The sequence below is a fragment of the Burkholderia anthinoferrum genome (assembly GCF_002925705.1).
GTDB classification, from domain to species: domain Bacteria; phylum Pseudomonadota; class Gammaproteobacteria; order Burkholderiales; family Burkholderiaceae; genus Burkholderia; species Burkholderia semiarida.
In genome coordinates, this window is record NZ_LFZP01000035.1 from 60,419 (window position 1) to 80,079 (window position 19,661).

At 70.3% G+C, this 19,661-nt stretch carries 17 protein-coding genes; 1 reads left to right on the plus strand and 16 read right to left on the minus strand.

Features of this window, described 5'->3' with window-relative positions; all coding sequences use genetic code 11:
* Window positions 1-213 precede the first annotated feature (213 nt).
* From C5F75_RS11855 to C5F75_RS11925, 15 genes are all read right to left on the minus strand, one after another.
* On the minus strand, window positions 214-1,233 hold the full coding sequence (locus C5F75_RS11855) for a cyclase family protein (protein WP_059575913.1): 1,020 nt from the start codon (window positions 1,231-1,233) through the stop codon (window positions 214-216).
* Window positions 1,230-2,717, minus strand: a complete 1,488-nt coding sequence (locus C5F75_RS11860; RefSeq protein ID WP_059575915.1) for an MmgE/PrpD family protein — start codon at window positions 2,715-2,717, stop codon at window positions 1,230-1,232. The genes C5F75_RS11855 and C5F75_RS11860 overlap by 4 nt, the downstream gene beginning before the upstream one ends.
* Window positions 2,714-3,577: an HpcH/HpaI aldolase/citrate lyase family protein gene (locus tag C5F75_RS11865; protein WP_059575917.1), complete on the minus strand. Its 864-nt coding sequence runs from the start codon at window positions 3,575-3,577 to the stop codon at window positions 2,714-2,716. Before C5F75_RS11865 ends, C5F75_RS11860 begins: the two co-directional genes overlap by 4 nt.
* Window positions 3,574-4,812 (minus strand): CaiB/BaiF CoA transferase family protein, encoded by a 1,239-nt coding sequence (locus C5F75_RS11870; protein ID WP_059575918.1) that lies wholly within the window; start codon window positions 4,810-4,812, stop codon window positions 3,574-3,576. Before C5F75_RS11870 ends, C5F75_RS11865 begins: the two co-directional genes overlap by 4 nt.
* 102 nt (window positions 4,813-4,914) lie before the next feature.
* Window positions 4,915-6,078: a zinc-binding dehydrogenase gene (locus C5F75_RS11875; RefSeq protein ID WP_059575974.1), complete on the minus strand. Its 1,164-nt coding sequence runs from the start codon at window positions 6,076-6,078 to the stop codon at window positions 4,915-4,917.
* Window positions 6,079-6,136: 58 nt separating this feature from the next.
* Entirely contained in the window at window positions 6,137-6,724 is a 588-nt protein-coding gene (locus tag C5F75_RS11880; protein WP_059575920.1) for a hydrolase, read from the minus strand.
* A gap of 9 nt (window positions 6,725-6,733) precedes the next feature.
* On the minus strand, window positions 6,734-8,236 hold the full coding sequence (locus C5F75_RS11885; protein ID WP_104012273.1) for an MFS transporter: 1,503 nt from the start codon (window positions 8,234-8,236) through the stop codon (window positions 6,734-6,736).
* A 470-nt stretch (window positions 8,237-8,706) separates the two neighbouring features.
* A complete protein-coding gene (locus C5F75_RS11890; RefSeq protein ID WP_059575924.1) occupies window positions 8,707-9,453 on the minus strand; it encodes a glucose 1-dehydrogenase in 747 nt (248 codons plus the stop codon).
* A 192-nt stretch (window positions 9,454-9,645) separates the two neighbouring features.
* Window positions 9,646-10,350: an ABC transporter ATP-binding protein gene (locus tag C5F75_RS11895; RefSeq protein ID WP_059575926.1), complete on the minus strand. Its 705-nt coding sequence runs from the start codon at window positions 10,348-10,350 to the stop codon at window positions 9,646-9,648.
* The gene (locus C5F75_RS11900; protein WP_059575976.1) at window positions 10,347-11,099 is read right to left on the minus strand and encodes an ABC transporter ATP-binding protein; all 753 of its coding nucleotides are present in this window, start codon (window positions 11,097-11,099) and stop codon (window positions 10,347-10,349) included. The genes C5F75_RS11895 and C5F75_RS11900 overlap by 4 nt, the downstream gene beginning before the upstream one ends.
* A complete protein-coding gene (locus C5F75_RS11905; protein ID WP_059575928.1) occupies window positions 11,096-12,325 on the minus strand; it encodes a branched-chain amino acid ABC transporter permease in 1,230 nt (409 codons plus the stop codon). Before C5F75_RS11905 ends, C5F75_RS11900 begins: the two co-directional genes overlap by 4 nt.
* Window positions 12,318-13,253: a branched-chain amino acid ABC transporter permease gene (locus C5F75_RS11910; protein WP_059575930.1), complete on the minus strand. Its 936-nt coding sequence runs from the start codon at window positions 13,251-13,253 to the stop codon at window positions 12,318-12,320. Before C5F75_RS11910 ends, C5F75_RS11905 begins: the two co-directional genes overlap by 8 nt.
* 9 nt (window positions 13,254-13,262) lie before the next feature.
* Complete coding sequence (locus C5F75_RS11915; protein ID WP_027787751.1) at window positions 13,263-13,700, minus strand: acyl-CoA thioesterase; 438 nt, start codon at window positions 13,698-13,700, stop codon at window positions 13,263-13,265.
* 166 nt (window positions 13,701-13,866) lie between these two features.
* A complete protein-coding gene (locus tag C5F75_RS11920; protein WP_059575932.1) occupies window positions 13,867-14,403 on the minus strand; it encodes an NUDIX domain-containing protein in 537 nt (178 codons plus the stop codon).
* A gap of 121 nt (window positions 14,404-14,524) precedes the next feature.
* Window positions 14,525-15,796: a YbfB/YjiJ family MFS transporter gene (locus C5F75_RS11925; RefSeq protein ID WP_059575934.1), complete on the minus strand. Its 1,272-nt coding sequence runs from the start codon at window positions 15,794-15,796 to the stop codon at window positions 14,525-14,527.
* Window positions 15,797-15,918: 122 nt separating this feature from the next.
* Here C5F75_RS11925 and C5F75_RS11930 point away from each other — a divergent pair, with 122 nt between their 5' ends.
* Window positions 15,919-16,833 carry a LysR family transcriptional regulator gene (locus tag C5F75_RS11930; protein ID WP_059575936.1) on the plus strand — a complete coding sequence of 305 codons (915 nt, stop codon included), beginning with the start codon at window positions 15,919-15,921 and terminating at the stop codon, window positions 16,831-16,833.
* A gap of 139 nt (window positions 16,834-16,972) precedes the next feature.
* On the opposite strand, the gene alaS is transcribed toward C5F75_RS11930, so the two are convergent.
* Window positions 16,973-19,597, minus strand: coding sequence for an alanine--tRNA ligase (alaS, locus tag C5F75_RS11935; RefSeq protein ID WP_059575939.1), 2,625 nt, complete (start codon window positions 19,595-19,597; stop codon window positions 16,973-16,975).
* Between the last annotated feature and the right edge of the window lie 64 nt (window positions 19,598-19,661).

Sequence of the window (19,661 nt, forward strand, 5' to 3'; positions counted from 1 at the left end):
GAAATCCCCTGATATTTAGTGCAATAAATGAGAATAGTCCAATCTTGACGTTTCAATATTTTTTATATACCCCGCGCCATTGATTCTATTTTCGATCTGAACGACCCAATTTTCAGTCATTTTTTCGATAATCGGCTCAATCGACGATCCCGGATCGACGCATGGAAACGGTTCCCCCCGGCCGGGCGCGCGCCGGCGCCCGCGGCCTGCGCGTCAAATGGTCGCGACCGGGTTCACCGGCGCACCGACCAGCCCCCGGATATGCAACGGCGGCGCGGTCAGCAGGAACCGGTTTCGCCGATGCGCGCGCAGCCAGTTCGCGAGCGGCGTCAGGTGCCACAGCTCACCGAGGTGGATGCCGAGCTTGAACAGGCACAGCTCGTGCAGCGGCATCAGCGCCCCCGGCCGCGCGAGCGGCTGCGCATGCTGCGGCCGCTCCTCGATCGCGTGGTTGTCGGCCACGAGCGCCGCGAGCCGCGACTCGTCGATCCACTGCAGCAGCCGGGCGTCGCTGCTGTCCAGCACGCACGCGCTCGCGACGGTCGCGGGCGAACCGTGCTCGTCGTTCAGCAGCAGATCGGCGAAACCGGTGTGAATGCAGACGATGTCGCCCTGCTCGACGTGCACGTCGTCCGCTTCCATCACGCGCATCAGTTGCGCGTAGCCCACTTTCGTGCGGGCGTCGCCGAAGTGATGCCGCAGGTCGATCAGCACGCCGCGCCCCTGCACGCCGGTGCGCGCCATCACCTCGATGCCGAGCGCGCGCGCGCCGCCGGTGGCGTCGCCCTCCTGCGGCACCCGCAGATGCTCGCCCATCCGGAAGCCGTTGTAGAACACGATTTCGGGTACGCCGTCGTCGTCCGCGTCGAATACGCCGCCGACGTGCGCGAGACCGTCCCATTGCGTCGAGAACTGCGAATGCATGCAGAACGAATCGTCGCAGACGACGTCCGTGGCGTTCGCCACCTGTTCGTCGGCGCGATAACCGAAGTACGGCTTGCCGCCGAGCAGCGCCGGCATGATCGCGGGCGGCCGACGGCGCGCGTTCAGCCCGCCGCCGCGCGGCACGTCGAGCGGCAGGCTCAGCGAGAACGACAGGCCTTCGCGCACCTCGGCGACGCCCTGCCGCACCTTGTCCGGCGTCAGCCAGTTCAACCGTCCCTGCTGATCGTCCGGGCCGAAATCGCCCCAGTTCGAGCCCGGCGGCCGCTTCTTCCAGCGTGGTGCGTTCAAGATGGCTCTCCTCCTTTCCGGTTCGGATGCACGTCGGACGTCAACGCCGCCAGCGCATCCAGCGGCGTGTCGTCGACGAGCGCCTGCACCGCGTCGCGCAGCTCGAGCGCACGCGGCGTGCCGATCGTCGAACTCGCGGCGAGCACGAACTTCGCGACGAGTTCCTGTTCGGTCAGCGGCCGCGAACGGGTGCCCTTGCTCGACTCGACGCGCGCCTCGCGCGTCTGCCCGTCGCGCAGCGTCACGCGCAGCACGGCAGGCAGGCTGTGCGGGAACCGCGCGTCGCACCACGGATCGGCGACGCAGCGCACCTTCGCGGCCAGCGCGCGGCGCGCGGGGTCCCGCACGAGCGCATCGTCGAAATCGTCGAACCAGACGCCGAGCCCGCCCCCGCCGAGCAGCGCGGCCGCGATCGTGTACGGCCCCGAGAACGCGGCCGCGTAACCGTTCGGCGGGCTGGCCTTCAATTCGGCAGGCTCGCCGATCGTGCGCAGCGTCGACGTCGCGACCCGCAGTTCGGCCGACACCACGTCGTCGGCCGTCACGCCCTGCGCCTTCAGTTGCAGCGCCGCGTCGATGCCCGGATGCGTGAAGTGGTTGCACGGATACGGCTTGAAGATGATCCGGCTCGTCTCCCAGTCGTCACCGAGGCCGCGCAGCACCGCGTCGACGTCGGCCAGCTCGCCGCACCATGCGTGAAAGAAGCCGAAGCGGCCTTCGAGCGCGGTCGGCGGCGCGGTCACGCCCGCATCCGCCAGTTCCGCCGCGCTCACGCCCGCATGCGCGGCCCAGCCGCAGTGAATCCGCTTCACGGAGCCGCCGGTGCGGTTCGCCTCGAGCAGGCCCGCGCCCATGCTCGCGGCAATCCCGAGCGCCGCGGCGATCCGCGCGGCGTCGAGCCCGAGCAGCATCGCCGCGGCCGCGGCCGCGCCCACTGTCCCGCAGATCGACGTCGCGTGCTGGCCGCGCTCGAAGAACACCGAATTGCCGAGCCGCTCGTTGTAGGCCGCCACGCCGAGCCGGATGCAGATCTCGGTGCCGACCGTGATCGCATCGAGCAGCGCTGCGCCCGATGCACCGCTCGCCTGCGCGGCGGCGAGCGCGGCCGGAATCACCGACGCGCTCGGATGCAGCACCGACAGCATGTGCGAGTCGTCGAAATCCATCGCATGCGCGAGCGTGCCGTTGACGAGCGCGGCGCTCGCGGCCGGCAGCCGGTCGGCCGCGCCGATCACGCTCGCGCGGCCGTGCCCGCCCCAGCGCCGCGCGACCTGCAGCACGGACTGCGCGACGGGTTCGTCGTGCGCGATCAGGCTGTTGCCGACGAGGTCGAGCACGCGGGCGGCGGCCTCCACGCGCAGCGTGCGATCGAGCCCGTCGACGCGCACCGCCGACGCGAAGCGGCCGAGCACGCCGACGATGCCGTCCGGATTCGTGGGCCTGGCGGCGACGGCCGGTGCGGAAAGCGTATCGGGCGCGCTCATGCCGCGACTCCATCGCGCCGCAGGTGGGTCGCCAGCGCCAGCGTCACGCGCGCGTTCGCGATCAGCGGCGGCGCCACCACGCGGCCATCGGGCAGCACGAACACCGACGATTGATCGTCCGCCGCATCGACCGCCTCCAGCACGCGCTCGGCCGCGCGGATTTCCTCGTCCGACGGCGTGAACACCGCGTTGATGACCGGCAGTTGCGACGGATGAATCGCGAAACGGCCGACGAATCCCATCGATTTCGCGCGCAACGTCGATTCCTTCAGGCCGTCGAGATCGCCGAGCGTGTGATAGACCGTCTGGATCGGCCCGTTCAGCCCCGCCGCGCGCGACGCCACCACGCAGCGCGCGCGGCACACTTCGAGCGTGAAGTTGTCGACGCCGATCCGCAGGTCGGCGCGCAGGTCGCTTTCGCCGAGCCCGATCCGTTCGAGCCGCGGCGACGCGGTCGCGAGCTGATAAGCGGTTTCCACCCCATAGGCGGATTCGATCAGGATCTGGATCCCGGCGTCGCTGCCGAGCGCGTCGAGCCAGCCCGCGACTTCCTGGATATGCGCGGGGAAATCGCATTTCGGCAAACGCAGCGCCTGCAATGCGGGCAACGCGATCGCCTCGACGTCGTCGCGGCACCACGGCGTCCCGATCGGGTTCACGCGTACGTAGGTCGGCTTCGGCGGGCCGCCCGCCAGGATGTCGGCGGCGGCCTTGCGGGCGTCGACCTTGTGGCTCGCCGGCACGGCGTCCTCGAGATCCAGCACGATCGCGTCGGCCTCGCTCGCGTAGGCCTTCTCGACCACCTGCGTCTTGTGCGCGGGCACGTACAGGTAACTGCGGCAGGTTGCACTCGGTTTCAAATCACACCTCGTTCGGTCAGGTCGGCGAGGTCCCGCGATTCCAGGCCCAATGCGCCGAATACTTCATCGTTGTGCGCGCCGCGCGACGGCCCGCCCCAGCGGATCGCGCCGGGGGTGTCGGACAGCCGGAACGGCACGTTGTGCGTGCGGAATGCGCCCAGTTCGGCGTCGGGCACCGATACGATCGAGCCGAGCGCCGCGTACTGCGGATCGCGCAGCACGTCGGCGACGTCGTAGATCGGCGCGACGGCCGCCTCCGCGCGCTCGAACGCGTCGATCACCTCGTCGCGCGTGCGCTGCCCGATCCAGCCGCCGACCGCCGCGTCGAGCTCGTCCGCATGCTTCGCGCGCTCGACGCCGCTCGCGAACCACGGCTGGTCGATCAGGTCCGCGCGGCCGACGAGCCGCATCACGCGCTCGGCGATGCTGTGCGCCGACGTCGACAGCGCGACCCACTTGCCGTCCGACGTGCGATACACGCCGCGCGGCGCGTTGTTCGGCGAGCGGTTGCCGGCGCGCTCGGGCACGCGCCCCGTCTGGTCGTAGCTCGCGACCTGCGCGCCCATCGCCGCGAGCATCGTCTCGATGATCGCGAGATCGACCACCTGTCCGCGTCCGGTGCGTTCGCGCGCCTTCAGCGCCGTCATGATCGCGAACGCGGCGGTGAGCCCCGCCACCGTGTCCGCGAGCGGAAACGACGGCAGCAGCGGCGGCCCGTCCGCCTCGCCGGTGGCGGCCGCCAGCCCGCTCATCGCCTCCGCGAGCGTGCCGAAACCGGGGCGGCGCGCATACGGGCCGAACTGGCCGAACCCCGTCACCCGCACCAGCACGAGCCGCGGATTGATCGCGGACAACACGTCGTAGCCGAGCCCCCAGCGCTCCAGCGTGCCGGGCCGGAAATTCTCGACCACCACGTCGGCCTGCGCGGCCAGCTCGCGAAAGATCCGCTGGCCGTCGGCCGTGCCGAGATTCAGCGTGACCGCCCGCTTGTTGCGCGCGACCACCTTCCACCACAACGGCACGTCGTCGCGACGCGCGCCGTACTTGCGCGCCGGATCGCCCGTCGGGTGTTCCACCTTGATCACGTCGGCGCCGTAGTCGGCGAGCATCGTCGCCGCGAGCGGGCCGGCAAACAGCGTCGCGGCGTCGATCACGCGAATGCCGCCGAGCGGCGCGCGGCTGGAGGTGTCCGACGCCGTGCCGGCGTCGACCTCCCCGGTTTCCACAGAGGCCATGGCGTTCTCCTGCCAGATAGGTTGCACGGCGCGCCATGCACCGCCATCGTTTGCATTACTAATCATCATGCAACGATGCAGGCATGGCGCGCGGCCGGCGGCTCAGACCGCGTTGATCCGATAGATCGGGAAATACGTCTCGATCTTTCCGTTCAGGTAATCGGACGCAAGCTTCGGCACGTCGTCGAAATCGAATATTTCGGTCGGTTCCTGGCCGATCCAGCCGGTCGACTCCTGGAAGTCGCGGATCGTGATGCTGTCGTCGTAGCGCCACGCGTGCGTGTGGATGTGCAGGCGGCGGTTGATGCATTCCGTCGCGCGCAGGTTCCACAGGCGCATCCCGGTTTTCCAGCCGACCGTCGCGACGATGCCGGTGCGGCCCGTCACGCGCATCGTCGCGCGATACAGCGCGCCGCCGAGATTGTCGAGGAAGATCGCGACGCCGCGGCCGCCGCTCAGCTCGGCGATCGTCTCGGCGAAGACGCGCTCCGACTCGCGGTAGCGTGCCTGGTAGTCCGGATCGGCCCGGTAGCGCGCCTCGTCGTACGCGAGATCCGGAAACTTGCGGCGGTCGACCGGCGTGATGCCGAGCTTCGCGAGATCCTCGAGGCGACGGTCGTTGCTCGCGGTCATCGCGACGCGAAAGCCTTCGCGCTTCGCGAGCTGCAGCTCGGCCAGCGTCGTGCCGCCGCCCCAGCCGAACACCAGATAGTCGGCCGGATCGACGTCCGGCAGTTGCGAGCGCCAGCACGTCGACGCGACCTTCCAGTTGTCCCACGCGGTGAAGTAGCGGCCGTAGGTCGCCCATTGCAGCAGCGAGTGGCGGCTGTCGGTCGGCACCGGCACCAGGTTGTCGGCGCGCATCTTGGTGCGTTGCGCCATCACGCCGATCGTGCCGGGCGCGTCGTACGCGTAGACGAGCTCGGCGAATCCGTATTCGTCGCGCTTGCCGAACGGCATCACCATGCAGATCTCGCCGTCCTTCAGCGCGTGGACCGCGCGACCGCGCTCCACGACGCGCACCAGCGCGCCGTTGCCCAGCACGATCTTGTCCTCGCGGCGCTGGCGGCAGATGTCGACCGGGTTGCGCGACAGCGCGTGGTCGAGGTTCGCTTCCCACGATCCGTACAGCGGCTCGACGAGCACCTCGTCGGCTTCGAGCGGGGAAAATTCGAAGGTTTCGCGGCGCAGCTCGCCCGCGACGGGCGGCTGCTGGCGGGTCGGTTCCGGGCCCGCGTAGAGAACCCATGCATCGGTCTTGATCATCGTCATTCCTCGGTAAACGACTGGTATGTGAAAAAGCGCGCCGAACGAATCGCCGGCTTCAGCGCGACTGCGCCTGCTCGAGTGCCGCCTCCACGTCCGCCGCCGCGGCGACCTGCCCGAGCTTCGGGAAGATCTGGGTCAGCGCGAACGTCTGCGCATCGGCCGACGACGTGCTGACCGCATCGCTCACGATCACGACGTTGTAGTTGTTTTCGTATGCCTGGCGCGCGGTCGATTCCACGCCGATGTTGGTCGCGATGCCGGTCAGCACGACGTCGGTGATGCCGCGGCGACGCAGCTGCACGTCCAGGTCGGTGCCGGTGAACGCGCCCCACTGATGCTTCGTCACGACGATGTCGGACGGCGACACGCCGAGCGCCGGCGCGAACGCGCTCCATTCGGGATCGAGATTCGGCGGCTGCGACGGCGCATCCGTCTTCACCTTCAGCGCCACGCCGCCGTCCGGCAGGTAGCTCGTGTGCACGTAGATGACGGGCAGCCCCCGCGCGCGGAAAGCCGCCGCCAGCCCGACCGTCTTCGCGACGACCTGCGCGCCGGTATAAGGCGTGACCGGCAGCGCGACGATGCCGTTCTGCAGATCGATGGCGACGAGCGCGGCGGTGCGATTGAGCGTCGGAATGGACATGTATCACCCTCACTTTTGTTGTGGAACGGAAGAAACGGCGGCGTCGAGGTGCCGGCTCGATACGGCATTGAGCAACAGCAGCACGCTGATCACCGCCAGGACGACGGCAAGCGCGCGCAGGCCGCGGTCGCTCGCCGGATGGCCGAGCGCGAGACCGACGAGCGCGAACGACAGGCTGCCGCCGACGTACTGCGCGGTGCGGTACAGGCCGGACGCCGTACCGATCCGGCCGTGCGGCGTGCTCTGGTAGAGCGTGGCCTGATTGCCGAGATTGTTGAAACCATTAGGAATACCGAACACAACCGACAGCACAACGATCGCCGCGATCGGCAGGCTGCTCGTCAGCTGGCTCATCACGACGCTGCCGATGCAGAGCAGCGCGGAACCGATGACGAGCACGGGGCGCGCGCCGTGGCGGTGCACGATGCGGGTGGCGAGCATCGTCGTGACCGTGCCGATGCCGGCGACCGGCAGCATCACGAGGCCGGCGTCGGCGGCCGACAGTCCCCTCGCCTCCTGCAGCCACATCGGCAGCGCATAGAAGATCGCGTAGAACACCGCATAGGTGCCGACGCAGCGCAGATACGTGCCGAGCAGCGGACGGTTGTCGGCCAGCATCCGGATGTCGATCAGCGGCGCCGCGGCCCGGCGTTCGCGGCCGATCAACAGCGGCGCCAGCACGAGCGTCGCGGCCAGCAGCAGCCAATCGGGTTCGCGCGACACCGATTGCAGGAACAGCAGCAGGCTCGCGAGCGTCAGCACGAACAACGCCACGCCCGGCAGATCCAGTTCCGTCAGCGTGGCGCGCAGCGTGGTGCGCGCCTGTGCGTCGCGATAGGCCGGGTCGGCCGGGATCCACAGCCAGGCGAACACGAAGGCGGCCAGCACGATCGGCACGTTGATCCAGAAGATCGCGCGCCAGCCGGCGAACTGCACCAGCGCACCGCCGAGCGGCGGGCCGAACGCGACGGCCACCTGCGCCGCGATCGAGATCGCGCCGAGCCCGCCCGTCGGCGTCGCGCCGTTCGCATGCCGCTGCGACCACGCGCGGATCATCGCCATGCCGGCCGGATACGCGGCCGACGTGCCGATGCCGAGCGCGACGCGCGAGGCGACCAGACAGCCGAGCGTCGGCGCGAACGGCGCGAGCGACGACGCGAACAGCACGATCGCAAGGCCGATGCAGAAGATCCGCTTCGCGCCGAAGCGATCGGCGAGGCGCCCCATCGTCGGCTGGCCGGCGGCCGTCGCCAGATACAGCCCCGACACGAGCCACAGCGTATCGATGCGCGCGTGCGCGGCGTCGGCCGGCGCGAACGCCTGCTGGATGCTCACGAGCGCGACCGCGATCATCGACGAATTCAGCGCGTTGAGCAGCGTGCCGAGCACGATCGGGCCCACCAGCTTCGCCGGCAGGCGCAGGCCTGCGTCGCGTCGGTCGCCGCCGCCTTCGGGCGCGCGGCCGGCGGTCGCACGTGGCGCGCGGCCGGATCGATCGTGAGTCGTTTTCATGGCGTCTTCGCGTGATGAATGGGCATCGGTCGGTGAATATCGAACGTGCGTTCACCATACCGCTCCAATCGCCGCGAATGAAATGGATTGTTGCGATGCAAACATTCGCAACTTGAATGGGGAATGTGCGCGGCACGCATGCGAGCGGCATACGACGAGCCGATCGCGCACGGCGGCATGCGCCCGTCAGCCTTGCGTGACAGGCATATGCGCAGCATTTGGGAGGATGGTTTCGGTCGGCGCGGCGCGCAGCGCGCAGCGTCACCGCGCGCGCCGCATGACGGTTTTATGCCGCGCCGCGACACGGGATCAGAGGGGGGACTCTACCGGGATCGCATACGTGCCGTTCGTGCAGCGAATGCGAAGGCTGCGTCGCAATGGACGACACGCCGCGCGATCTGCCGAAGCAGACTCGACGCAGCGTGCGGGGATTTCGCTACCGCCGCGGTCCGGGCGGCGGCACGGTCCGGTCAGCGCAGCCCGCCGCTCGCGACGAGGCGCTCGCCGGTCAGCCAGCGTGCATCGTCCGACGCGAGGAACACGGCGACCGACGCGATGTCGTTCGGCTCGCCGAGGCGGCCGAGCGGCGTCTGGCCGAGCACTTGCGTTTCAAGCTCGGAGCCGATGATGCCCGCGCTGTGCGTGCCCTCGGTCACGACCATCCCCGGGTTGATCGCGTTCACGCGGATCTTGCGCGGCGCGAGCTCGAGCGCGAGCACGCCGGTGATCGCGTCGACCGCGCCCTTCGTGCCGCTGTATACGGCGCTGGCCGGCGGCGTGATGCTGGTCACGACCGAGCTGATGTTGATGATGCTCGCGCCTTCGCCGAGATGCTTGGCGGCCGCCTGCGTCGTCAGCAGTACGCCGAACACGTTCGTGTCGAACTGCCGGCGATAGTGTTCTTCGGTGATCGCTTCGATCGGCGCGAATTCGTACACGCCGGAATTGTTGACGACCACGTCGAGACGGCCATACGTGTCGATCGCGGTATCGACGATGCGTTGCACGTCGGCCGCCTTCGACACGTCGCCGCCGACGGCGACCGCGCGGCCGCCCGCTTCGGTGATCGCGCTCACGACCGCATCCGCGCCCGCCTTGCTGCTCGCGTAGTTGACGACGACCGCCGCGCCTGCGTCGGCCAGTGCCTTCGCGATGGCCGCGCCGATGCCCTTCGATGCGCCCGTGACGATCGCGACCTTGCCTGCCAGCTTGCTCATGATTTCATTCCTCAGTCAGAAGACCTTCGATGGATGGCGCCGGTCGCCGCGACGATGCGTCGATGCATCGATGCATCGATGCGTTGCGATGGCGACCGGCCTGATTGGCAATTTACGTTGCCGCACCGCAGCGATAAAGCGGCTCGACGCGAATTGACTGGCGGAGTTTGCCGAACAATCGACCGGGCGCCGTCAGCCCGCGCTCAGCCATGCGTGGATGACCTCGTCGTCCAGCCCGTCGAGCGCGCCGTCGTAGACGATCCGTCCCCGCCCCATCACCGCGACGCGCCGCGCGAGCCGCGGTGCGAGCTGCAGCCGCTGCTCGATCAGCACGATCGCGACGCCGTCGGCCTGCAGCGCGGCGAGGCACGCGCCGACCTCGCCGACCGCGAGCGGCGCGAGCCCTTCGGCCGGTTCGTCGACGATCAGCACGCGCGGGCCGCCGGCAAGCGCGCGCACCAGCGCGAGCACCTGCTGCTCGCCGCCCGACAGCCGCCCGGCTTTCACGTCCGCGCGCGCGGCCAGCAGCGGAAAACGCTCGAACAGGCGGTCGAGCGCCGTGCGTTCGGCTGCGCCGCTCGCGCCGCGCAAACCGAGCCGCAGGTTGTCGCGCACGCTCAGCAATGGAAACACGTCGCGGCTTTCGGCAACGTAAGCCACGCCGCGCCGCGCGATCTCGAAGGTGCGCGCCCCCGCGCATTCGGCACCGGCGACGCGCACCGAGCCGGCCGTGCGCACAAGCCCCATCACGGCCTTCGCGAGCGTCGAGCGACCCGAGCCGTTGCGGCCGAGCAGCGCGAGCGTCTCGCCCGGCGCCAGCGCGAGATCGACGCCGTCGAGCACGGGCTGCATCCCGTACCACGCGCGCAGCCCGCGAATGTCGAGCACGGCGCTCATGTCGCACCCTCGCCCAGGTACGCGGCACGCACGCGCGCATCGGCGCGGATCGCGTCGGGCGCGCCGGTCGCGACCACCGCGCCGCGCACGAGCACCGTGATGCGCTCGGCGAAACCGAACACCGCGTCCATGTCGTGTTCGATCATCAGCACCGTGCGGCCCTGCGTCGTCGCGCGGATCAACGCGATCATCCGCGCCGCCTGCGCGCGGCTCATGCCGGCCGTCGGCTCGTCGAGCAGCAGCGTCCGCGCGCCGCTCGCGAGCGCGATTCCGAGATCGAGCGCGCGCTGCTCCGCATAGCTCAGTTCGCCGGCCGGCGTGTCGCGCCGCGCGTCGAGGCCGATGTCGTGCAGCACGCGTGCGGCCGCGAGATCGACCGACGCCGATTCGCGCAGCCGGTTCCACCAGCGCCGCCGCTCGGCCGGCGCATGCAGCGCCGCGCAGCGCAGGTTGTCGAATACGCTCAGGCGCGCGAATACGCTCGTCTGCTGGAAACTGCGGCCGATGCCGAGGCGGCTCGCGACGACCGGCCCGCGCCCGCGCAGCTCGACACCGTGCAGCACGACGCGCCCGCGCGTCGGCCGCGTCGCGCCGGCGATCACGCCGAACAGCGTCGACTTGCCCGCGCCGTTCGGCCCGATCAGCGCGTGGCGCTCGCCGGCCGCGATGCTCAGATCGACACCGTCGAGCACGGTCTGCGCGCCGAAGCGCTGCACGACGCCGTGAAGCGTGATCGCGTTGCCGTTCATCGCGCGTCCTCCCGCGCGGCGACCGCCGCGCCGTGCACGAGCCGCGCGCGCCAGCTCCACAGCAGCGTGCCGATGCCGGCAGCCGAAACCACGACGGCCCAGCCGATCGGCGTATCGGCGTCGATGCCCCATGCGCCGAACGCGAGGCGCGCGCCGTCGTCCTGCGCGAAGCGCCATGCATAACCGAGCTCGGCCGCGCAGACGATCGCGACGCTCCAGAACGCGCACGCGGCGACGCCGCACAGCGCGCGCCACCGCTCGACTGCCGGCGCGCCGCGCCGCAGCACCCGCGCGAGCGCCTGTGCAACGCCCGCGATCCCGCCCGGCGCGGCCACGACGATCGCGACGAACAGCACGCCGAGATACAGCGCCCACGCGCGCGACACGCCCGCGACGCCGATACTCAGCGCGGTCAGCACGGCCGCGCCGGCCGCCGGCCCGAAGAATGCGCCGGTGCCGCCGATCACCGCGGCGATCAGCACGGTCGCCGAGCGCGCCATCGACACGCTGTCGGGCGTCGCGATCTCGACGTCGATCAGCGTCAGCGTGCCGGCGATACCCGCGAAGAACGATGCGCAGACAACCATCGCGAGCCGCACGCGACGCGGATCGGTACCGAGCGCCGCGACGCGCGCCGGGTTGTCGCGCACCGCGTTCGCGAGCCGTGCGAGCGGCGTGCGCGTGAGCGCATGCATCGCCCACGCCGACACGACGCACCACGCGGCGATCACCGCATACGCGTGCGCCGGCGCGCCGAAATACCCGTTGCCCCACGGCGCGCCGCCCGCACGGTCGATCGGCACGCCGCCGATCCCGCCGAACCACGCGGGCACGCTCCATGCGGCCGCCGCGACGCATTCGCCGAGCCCGAGCGTGATCATCGCGAACGCGGTGCCGGAACGGCGCGTCGCCAGCAGCCCGGCGACGCACCCGAAGCCCGCGCCGGCCGCGCCGCCGACGAGCGGCAACAGCGGCAGCGGGCCGCCGACGCGATTGAACCAGTGCGCGGCCGCGAACGCGCCGAGGCCCGCGAACGCCGCATGCCCGAACGACAGCAGCCCGGTCGTGCCGAGCTGCAGGTTGTACGACAGCGCGAGCACGACGAGCGCGGCCGTCTGCGCGAGATAGCCGAGCACCGCGCCGTGCGGCCACAGCCACGCGGGCAGCGCGAAGCAGGCGGCGAACAGCGCCCAGCGCGCGCATCTGGCCACTGCGCGGCTACGCATCGGCACGCTCGCCGAACAACCCGCGCGGCCGCGCGACCAGTACCGCGACGAGCAGCAGGTACGGCACGAGCGGCGCCAGTTGCGCGATCGACACGGCGGCCACGCTGTCGGGCAACGCGAGGCCCGTCCATTGCGCGAGGTCGCGCAGCGACGTGTCGCTCGCGGCCGCGAAGGTCTGCGCGAAGCCGACCGCGAGCGACGCGACGAACGCGCCGCCGAGCGAGCCGAGCCCGCCGATCACGACGATCGCGAACACGACCGACCCGACGGTCTCGGCCAGCGCCGGTTCGATCACCGCGAGCGGCGCGCCGATCACGCCGGCCAGCGCCGCGAGCGCGGTGCCCGCGCCGAACAGCGCCGTCATCACGCGCGGCACGTCGTAGCCGAGCGCCTCGACCGCGGCGCGATGCGTGAGCGCCGCGCGCACGACGAGCCCGAGGCGCGACGCGCGCAGCAACACGCCGAGCGCGATCAGCATCGTCGCGGACATCGCCATCATGAACAGCCGGTAACGCGGCAGCGCGAGACCGAACACGTTCGCCGGCGCGCCGTCGAACAGCGGCGGCACGGGCGCCGGCAGCGGCGCGAGGCCCCACGCGAGTTTCGCGCCCTCGCCGATCAGGTACGCGAGCCCGAAGGTCAGCAGCAGTTCGCTCGTATGGCCGCGCGCCTGCACGCGGCGCAGCAGCACGCGCTCGCAGCCGGCGCCGAGCAGCCCGACCGCCAGCGGCGCCAGCACGAGCGCGGGCCAGAAGCCCGCATGGGCCGCGATGCCGTAGCCGACGTACGCACCGAGCATGTAGAAGCTCGCATGCGCGAAGTTGAGTACGCCCTGCACGCTGAAGATCAACGTGAGGCCGGCCGACAGCATGAACAGCAGCAAGCCGTAGCTGAGGCCGTTGAAGGCCTGGAGCGCGAACGCGTGCACCGCGCGTCGTCAGGCGGCGAGCGGTTCGAGCGCGGCGCGCAGCGCGTCGGGCAGCGGCACCGGGCGGCGCGTGCCGCGATCGACGTACACGTGCACGAAATGCCCCTGCGCGGCGGGCGACGCATCGCCTTGCGCGAACAGCCCGACTTCGTAGCGCACGCTCGACGTGCCGAGCTTCACGACGCGCAGGCCCGCATCGACCGATTGCGGGAACACGAGCGGCGCGAAATAGTTGCACTGCGTCTCGACGACCAGCCCGATCGTCTGCCCGTGCTCGACGTCGAGTACGCCCGCGCGGATCAGGTACTCGTTCACGACGGTGTCGAAGTAGCTGTAATAGACGACGTTGTTCACGTGCCCGTAGACGTCGTTGTCCATCCAGCGGGTCGTGATCGGCAGGAAGTGGCGATAGGCGTCGCGCGGACGGGGCTGCGGCTTGTCGGACATGGCGATGGCGCTCAGGACGATGGAAGCGAAGGGAACGATGCGGACGATGGGGACGACTGGAACGACGCGCGGCGGCCGGAGCACGCGGCGCGCCGGCCAGCAACGCAGCGCCGCGTCGCGATCGCGCGCGGCACGGCGAACGGCGCGCTGCGGGCAGCCCGGCCCGTCACTGCCCCGGCCGGTCGACGAATTCGAAATCGAGGCCGCGCGCGCGCATCCAGTCGGCGAGCGCGACGCCCGTGCCGGCGCGCCACGGGCGCAGCAGCGGCGGATCGACGAGCTTGTATTCGAGCAGTTCAGGCGACAGCGATACCGTGCCCGACGCCCGCACGTGGTACGCGATGATCAGCTCGTTCTTGCGGATGAATTCGTACACGCCGACGAGCGATACCTGCTCGGCCTTCAGCGCGGTTTCCTCGAACACCTCGCGCGCGATGCCGTCCTCGGGCGTCTCGCCGTTTTCGAGGAAGCCGGTAATCAGCGCGAACATCCCCTCCGGCCACGCCGCGTTGCGCGCGAGCAGGATCTTGCCGTCGAGTTCGACGATCGCGGCGACGACCGGCAGCGGGTTGTTCCAGTGCACGTAGCCGCAGGTATCGTCGGGGCAGGCCTGGCGAATGCGGCCGCCTTCGTGGTCGGGATCGGCCCGCTCGGTCAGCGGGCTCGCGCAGCGCGGGCAAAAACGGTAGTCGGCGGTGGTCATCGATGGGGCATGGCGAGCGCCGGACGGTAGCCTGCAGGCCGCGTCGGGCACCCGCTCGGCGCGGGAAAGGCTTCATTCTAGCGAGTTTGCCCGCGCCGGATACGATCCGGCCCCGCTGGCGTCAGGATGACCGGCGCCCACGTGCGGCGGTCGCCGCGAAACCGGCCGCACCCGCCAGCAGCGCGGCCGCCGCGACCCACAGCGCGGGCGTAAACGACCCGAAGCGCGCGGCCAGCGGCGCCGCGACGAGCGGCCCGAGGATCTGCCCGACGCCATACGACGCGGTCGCGTAGCCCATCAGTCCGGCCGCGCGCTCGCCGTGCAGGCGCCGCGCCTCGCGCATCGCGAACAGCGTGATCGCGGTGAACGGCAGGCCGAGCAGCGCGCTGCCGATCGAGAAACCGGCCGCGTTCGGCCACACGATCCCGGCCGCGATGCCAAGCGCCTGCGTCGCGCAGCCGGCCGCCAGCAGCAGCCGGTTGTCCCAGTGCCCGGGCAGCCGCGCGGCGGTGATCGCGCCGACGATCAGCGCCGCGCCGAACATCGGCCAGAACAGGTCGGGCCACGGCGAGCCGGCCGGCAGCGCGGCGCGCGCGATCACCGGCAGGAACGTCGCGGTGATGATGTAGCCGAAGCCCGGCGCGCCGTACAGCACGACGAGCCACGCGGCGTCCGCGCGACCGCTTCGCGTGCCGGCCGGCGCCGCCGGGGCGGCGGGTGCGCCAGGCGCCGCATGTGACGCGGCGGCCGGCGGCATGGCCTGCGCGCGCGGGGCCGCGGTCGAAGCCGACGCCGCACCGAACGTGCGCCAGATCGCGACCGACAGCACGGCCGACAACGCCGCGAAGCCCAGCCAGCCCACCGCCGCGCGCTGGCCGGCCAGCGCGCTGCCGATCAGCCCGGTCGCCACGATGCCGACGCCCGGCCCCGCGTAGATCACCCCGCTCCATTCCGGCGCATGCAGCTCGGCCAGGCGCCGCAGCCCCCATTGCGACATGAACACGAACGTCCACGCGCTGACGACGCCCGCGACGAAACGTACGACGAGCCACGCCGGCAACCCGTGGCCGACGCCCATCGCCGCGGTCAGCAGCACGGTCGCCGCGAGCCCGAAGCGCACCATCCGCGCGGGCGCGACGCGCAGCGCCGCGCAACTGACCGCGCCGGCGAAGTAGCCCGCGTAGTTCGCCGACGCGAGCCAGCTGCCAGCCTTCAGCCCGATCGAGCCGTCCGCGAGCATCAGCGGCAACAGCGGCGTGAACGCGAAACGGCCGACGCCGAGCACGACGGCCAGGCCGACCATGCAGGCGAGCGCGGCCGCGCGGGCGCGGCGGTCCGCCTGGTCGGACGAAAACGCGCGGGCGGCGGCGGTCGAAGCATCGAAGCGGGACATGGCGGCATGGGCCGGCACGTCGCGCGCCGGCCGATCGGGAATCGGAATGCATCCATCCTAGCTTGACCAAACGTTCTCGAAAAATGAATAATTGAGAATCGACTCATCCTCTGGAGAGAATCATGGACCTGTCGGCGCTGGCGATCTTCCGGGCGGTCGTGCGCGAGAACGGCGTGACGCGCGCGGCGGCCAAGCTCAATCGCGTGCAGTCGAACGTCACGACACGCATCAAGCAGCTGGAGGAGGAACTCGGCGCGGCGCTGTTCGTGCGCGACGGCCGCCGGCTCGTGCTGACGCCGGCCGGGCATACGCTGCTGCCGTATGCGGAGCGCCTGCTCGCGCTCGCCGACGAGGCGCGCGACGCGGTGCGCGAGGACACGCCGCGCGGGCGGCTGCGGCTCGGCACGATGGAAAGCACGGCCGCGAGCCGGCTGCCGACCATCCTCGCGCGCTACCACCACGCATGGCCCGACGTGTCGCTCGAACTGGTGACGGGCACGACGGGGTGCCTGATCGACCGCGTGCGCGACTTCGAGATCGACGCCGCGCTGTTCGCGCGCCCGCCCGAGCCGGACACGCTGCCCGACACGTTCGAGACAGCGCCGATCTTCCGTGAGGATCTCGTGCTGCTCACGCCGCGCGGCCATCCGCCGGTGCGTACGCCGCGCGACGTGATCCTGCCGACGCTGATCGCGTTCGAGCGCGGCTGCGCGTATCGCAAGTACGTCGAGCAGTGGTATGCGGCGCACGGCGTGAAGCCGGCGCGCGTGCTCGAGCTCGGCTCGTATCACGCGATCGTCGCGTGCGTCGCGGCCGGCGCGGGCATCGCGGTCGCGCCGCGTTCGGTGCTCGATCTGCAACCCGAGACAGGCAACGTCGCCGCGCACACGATTCCCGAACTCGAAGGCATCGACACGCTGCTCGGATGGCGGCGCGGTCATGCGTCGGCGGCGCTCGCCGCGCTGCGCGATGCGCTCACCGACGCCGCGCGGCAGTCCGGCGACGTGGCGCAGCCGAGGCCGACCGTGCCGGCGTGACCCGTGCGCACGCGCGCCGCCTCGAGCGACGCGCATGGGCCGCACAAACAACACGACCCGACCGGCATCCGCCGATCGGGTCGTTTTTCGATTCACGCGATGCCGTCATTGCGACCGCATCGCGTCGGTCGTGCAACGATCAGAGCCGTTCCTCGATCCAGCCCTTCACGCCGGCCAGCGCGCCCGGCAGGTTCGCCGGCTCGGTGCCGCCCGCCTGCGCCATGTCCGGACGGCCGCCGCCCTTGCCGCCCACTTGCTGCGCGACGAAGTTCACGAGCTCGCCGGCCTTGACCTTCTTGCTCGCGTCCGGCGTGACGCCCGCGATCAGGCTGACCTTGCCGCCTTCGACGGCCGCCAGCACGATCGCCGCGCTCTTCAGCTTGTCCTTGAGCTTGTCGACCGTTTCGCGCAGCGTCTTCGCATCGGCGCCGTCGAGCGTCGCGGCCAGCACGTACACGCCGCCGATTTCGACGGCCTGCTGCGCGAGCTCGTCGCCCTGGCTCGATGCGAGCTTCGACTTCAGCGCGCCCAGCTCCTTCTCGAGCGACTTCACCTGCTCCTGCACCTGCGCGATCCGCTGCGTGAGTTCCGACGGCTGCGCCTTCAGCGCCGCTGCCGCTTCGTTCACGCGCGCGTCGAGCTCCTGCACGTAGCGCACCGCGTTGTCGCCGGTGATCGCCTCGACGCGACGGATGCCGGCCGCGACGCCGCCTTCCATCACGATCTTGAACAGGCCGATGTCGCCGGTGCGGTGCACGTGCGTGCCGCCGCACAGTTCGCGCGAGAAGCCGAGATCGAGCACGCGCACTTCATCGCCGTACTTCTCGCCGAACAGCGCCATCGCGCCGCCCTTCACCGCTTCGTCGTACGGCATCACGCGCACGATGCCCGGCGCGTTGGCCAGGATCTCGTCGTTGACGATCTGCTCGACGCGACGGATTTCGTCGTCAGTCATCGGTGCGTTGTGCGCGAAGTCGAAACGGGTCTTTTCCGCGTCGACGAGCGAACCCTTCTGCTGCACGTGCGCGCCGAGCACTTCGCGCAGCGCCTTGTGCATCAGGTGGGTGGCCGAGTGGTTGCGCTGCGTGCGCGCGCGGCGATGCGCGTCGATTTCCGCGCGCAGCACGTCGCCGACCTTCAGCGTGCCCTGCTCCAGCGTGCCGTGATGGCCGATCACGTCGGCCTGCACCTTCAGCGTGTCGGCCACCGAGAAGCGCGTCGCGGCGTTCGCGAGCACGCCCTGGTCGCCGACCTGGCCGCCCGATTCCGCGTAGAACGGCGTGTGGTCGAGCACGACGACCGCATCCTGGCCGGCCTTCACTTCGTTGACGGCCGAACCGTCGACGTACAGCGCGACGACCTTCGCGTCGTCGAACGCGATTTCCTCGTAACCGTGGAAGGTCGTCTTCGCGCCCGAGTATTCGAGGCCCTGCGTGGCCTTGAACTTGCCGGCCGCACGCGCCTGCTCGCGCTGGCGCGCCATCGCGTCGTCGAATGCCGGCTCGTCGACCGTCATCCCGCGCTCGCGGCACACGTCGGCCGTCAGGTCCAGCGGGAAGCCGTACGTGTCGTGCAGCTTGAATGCGAGCTCGCCGTCGAGCACCTTGCCGCCCTTCGCGTCGACGTCGGCAAGCGCGGCTTCGAGGATCGACATGCCGTGCTCGATCGTCTCGAAGAAGCGCTCTTCTTCCTGACGCAGCACGTCGGTCACGCGCTGCTCGGCTTCCTTCAGCTCCGGATACGCGGTGCCCATCTCGGCGACGAGATCGGCCACCAGCTTGTGGAAGAACGCGCCCTTGCGGCCGAGCTTGTAGCCGTGGCGGATCGCGCGGCGCACGATCCGGCGCAGCACGTAGCCGCGGCCTTCGTTGCCGGGAATCACGCCGTCGACGATCAGGAACGAGCACGCGCGGATGTGATCGGCGATCACCTTCAGCGAGTTGTTCGTCAGGTCGTTGATCTCGGTCACGCGCGCGGCGGCCTTGATCAGGTTCTGGAACAGGTCGATCTCGTAGTTGCTGTGCACGTGCTGCAGCACCGCGGCGAGACGCTCGAGGCCCATGCCGGTGTCGACCGACTGCTTCGGCAGGCGCGTCATGTTGCCCTGCGCGTCGCGGTTGAACTGCATGAACACGAGGTTCCAGATCTCGATGTAGCGGTCGCCGTCTTCCTCAGGCGACCCCGGCGGCCCGCCCCACACGTCCGGGCCGTGGTCGTAGAAGATTTCCGTGCACGGGCCGCACGGGCCGGTGTCGCCCATCGTCCAGAAGTTGTCCGACGCGTAGCGCGCACCCTTGTTGTCGCCGATCCGGATGATCCGCTCGGTCGGCACGCCGACTTCCTTCGCCCAGATGTCGTAGGCTTCGTCGTCTTCCTGGTAGACGGTCACCCACAGCTTGTCCTTCGGCAACTGGTAGACCGTGGTCAGCAGCTCCCACGCGAACTTGATCGCGTCCTGCTTGAAGTAGTCGCCGAACGAGAAGTTGCCGAGCATCTCGAAGAACGTGTGGTGGCGCGCCGTGTAGCCGACGTTCTCGAGGTCGTTGTGCTTGCCGCCCGCGCGCACGCTACGCTGTGCCGTGGTGGCGCGCGAGTACGGACGCGGGTCCGTGCCGAGGAAGACGTCCTTGAACTGGACCATGCCCGAGTTCGTGAACATCAGCGTGGGGTCGTTACCGGGCACGAGGCTCGACGAGCGGACGATCGTGTGGCCCTTCGATTCGAAGAATTTGAGGAATTTCTCGCGGATTTCGGCAGCTTTCATGGCGTGCGGGGACAGTCTGGCAAAGACGGCTTCAAACGCCGGCGCCCCAGGCGGGGCGCGCGGC

What these genes read in the sequence shown, in the direction of transcription:
- C5F75_RS11860 (WP_059575915.1), bottom strand. Translation starts at nt 2,717, where the DNA reads ATGAGCGCGCCCGATACGCTTTCCGCACCGGCCGTCGCCGCCAGGCCC.
- C5F75_RS11870 (WP_059575918.1), bottom strand. Translation starts at nt 4,812, where the DNA reads ATGGCCTCTGTGGAAACCGGGGAGGTCGACGCCGGCACGGCGTCGGAC.
- C5F75_RS11875 (WP_059575974.1), bottom strand. Translation starts at nt 6,078, where the DNA reads ATGATCAAGACCGATGCATGGGTTCTCTACGCGGGCCCGGAACCGACC.
- C5F75_RS11880 (WP_059575920.1), bottom strand. Translation starts at nt 6,724, where the DNA reads ATGTCCATTCCGACGCTCAATCGCACCGCCGCGCTCGTCGCCATCGAT.
- C5F75_RS11885 (WP_104012273.1), bottom strand. Translation starts at nt 8,236, where the DNA reads ATGAAAACGACTCACGATCGATCCGGCCGCGCGCCACGTGCGACCGCC.
- C5F75_RS11890 (WP_059575924.1), bottom strand. Translation starts at nt 9,453, where the DNA reads ATGAGCAAGCTGGCAGGCAAGGTCGCGATCGTCACGGGCGCATCGAAG.
- C5F75_RS11895 (WP_059575926.1), bottom strand. Translation starts at nt 10,350, where the DNA reads ATGAGCGCCGTGCTCGACATTCGCGGGCTGCGCGCGTGGTACGGGATG.
- C5F75_RS11900 (WP_059575976.1), bottom strand. Translation starts at nt 11,099, where the DNA reads ATGAACGGCAACGCGATCACGCTTCACGGCGTCGTGCAGCGCTTCGGC.
- C5F75_RS11905 (WP_059575928.1), bottom strand. Translation starts at nt 12,325, where the DNA reads ATGCGTAGCCGCGCAGTGGCCAGATGCGCGCGCTGGGCGCTGTTCGCC.
- C5F75_RS11915 (WP_027787751.1), bottom strand. Translation starts at nt 13,700, where the DNA reads ATGTCCGACAAGCCGCAGCCCCGTCCGCGCGACGCCTATCGCCACTTC.
- C5F75_RS11920 (WP_059575932.1), bottom strand. Translation starts at nt 14,403, where the DNA reads ATGACCACCGCCGACTACCGTTTTTGCCCGCGCTGCGCGAGCCCGCTG.
- C5F75_RS11925 (WP_059575934.1), bottom strand. Translation starts at nt 15,796, where the DNA reads ATGTCCCGCTTCGATGCTTCGACCGCCGCCGCCCGCGCGTTTTCGTCC.
- C5F75_RS11930 (WP_059575936.1), top strand. Translation starts at nt 15,919, where the DNA reads ATGGACCTGTCGGCGCTGGCGATCTTCCGGGCGGTCGTGCGCGAGAAC.
- alaS (WP_059575939.1), bottom strand. Translation starts at nt 19,597, where the DNA reads ATGAAAGCTGCCGAAATCCGCGAGAAATTCCTCAAATTCTTCGAATCG.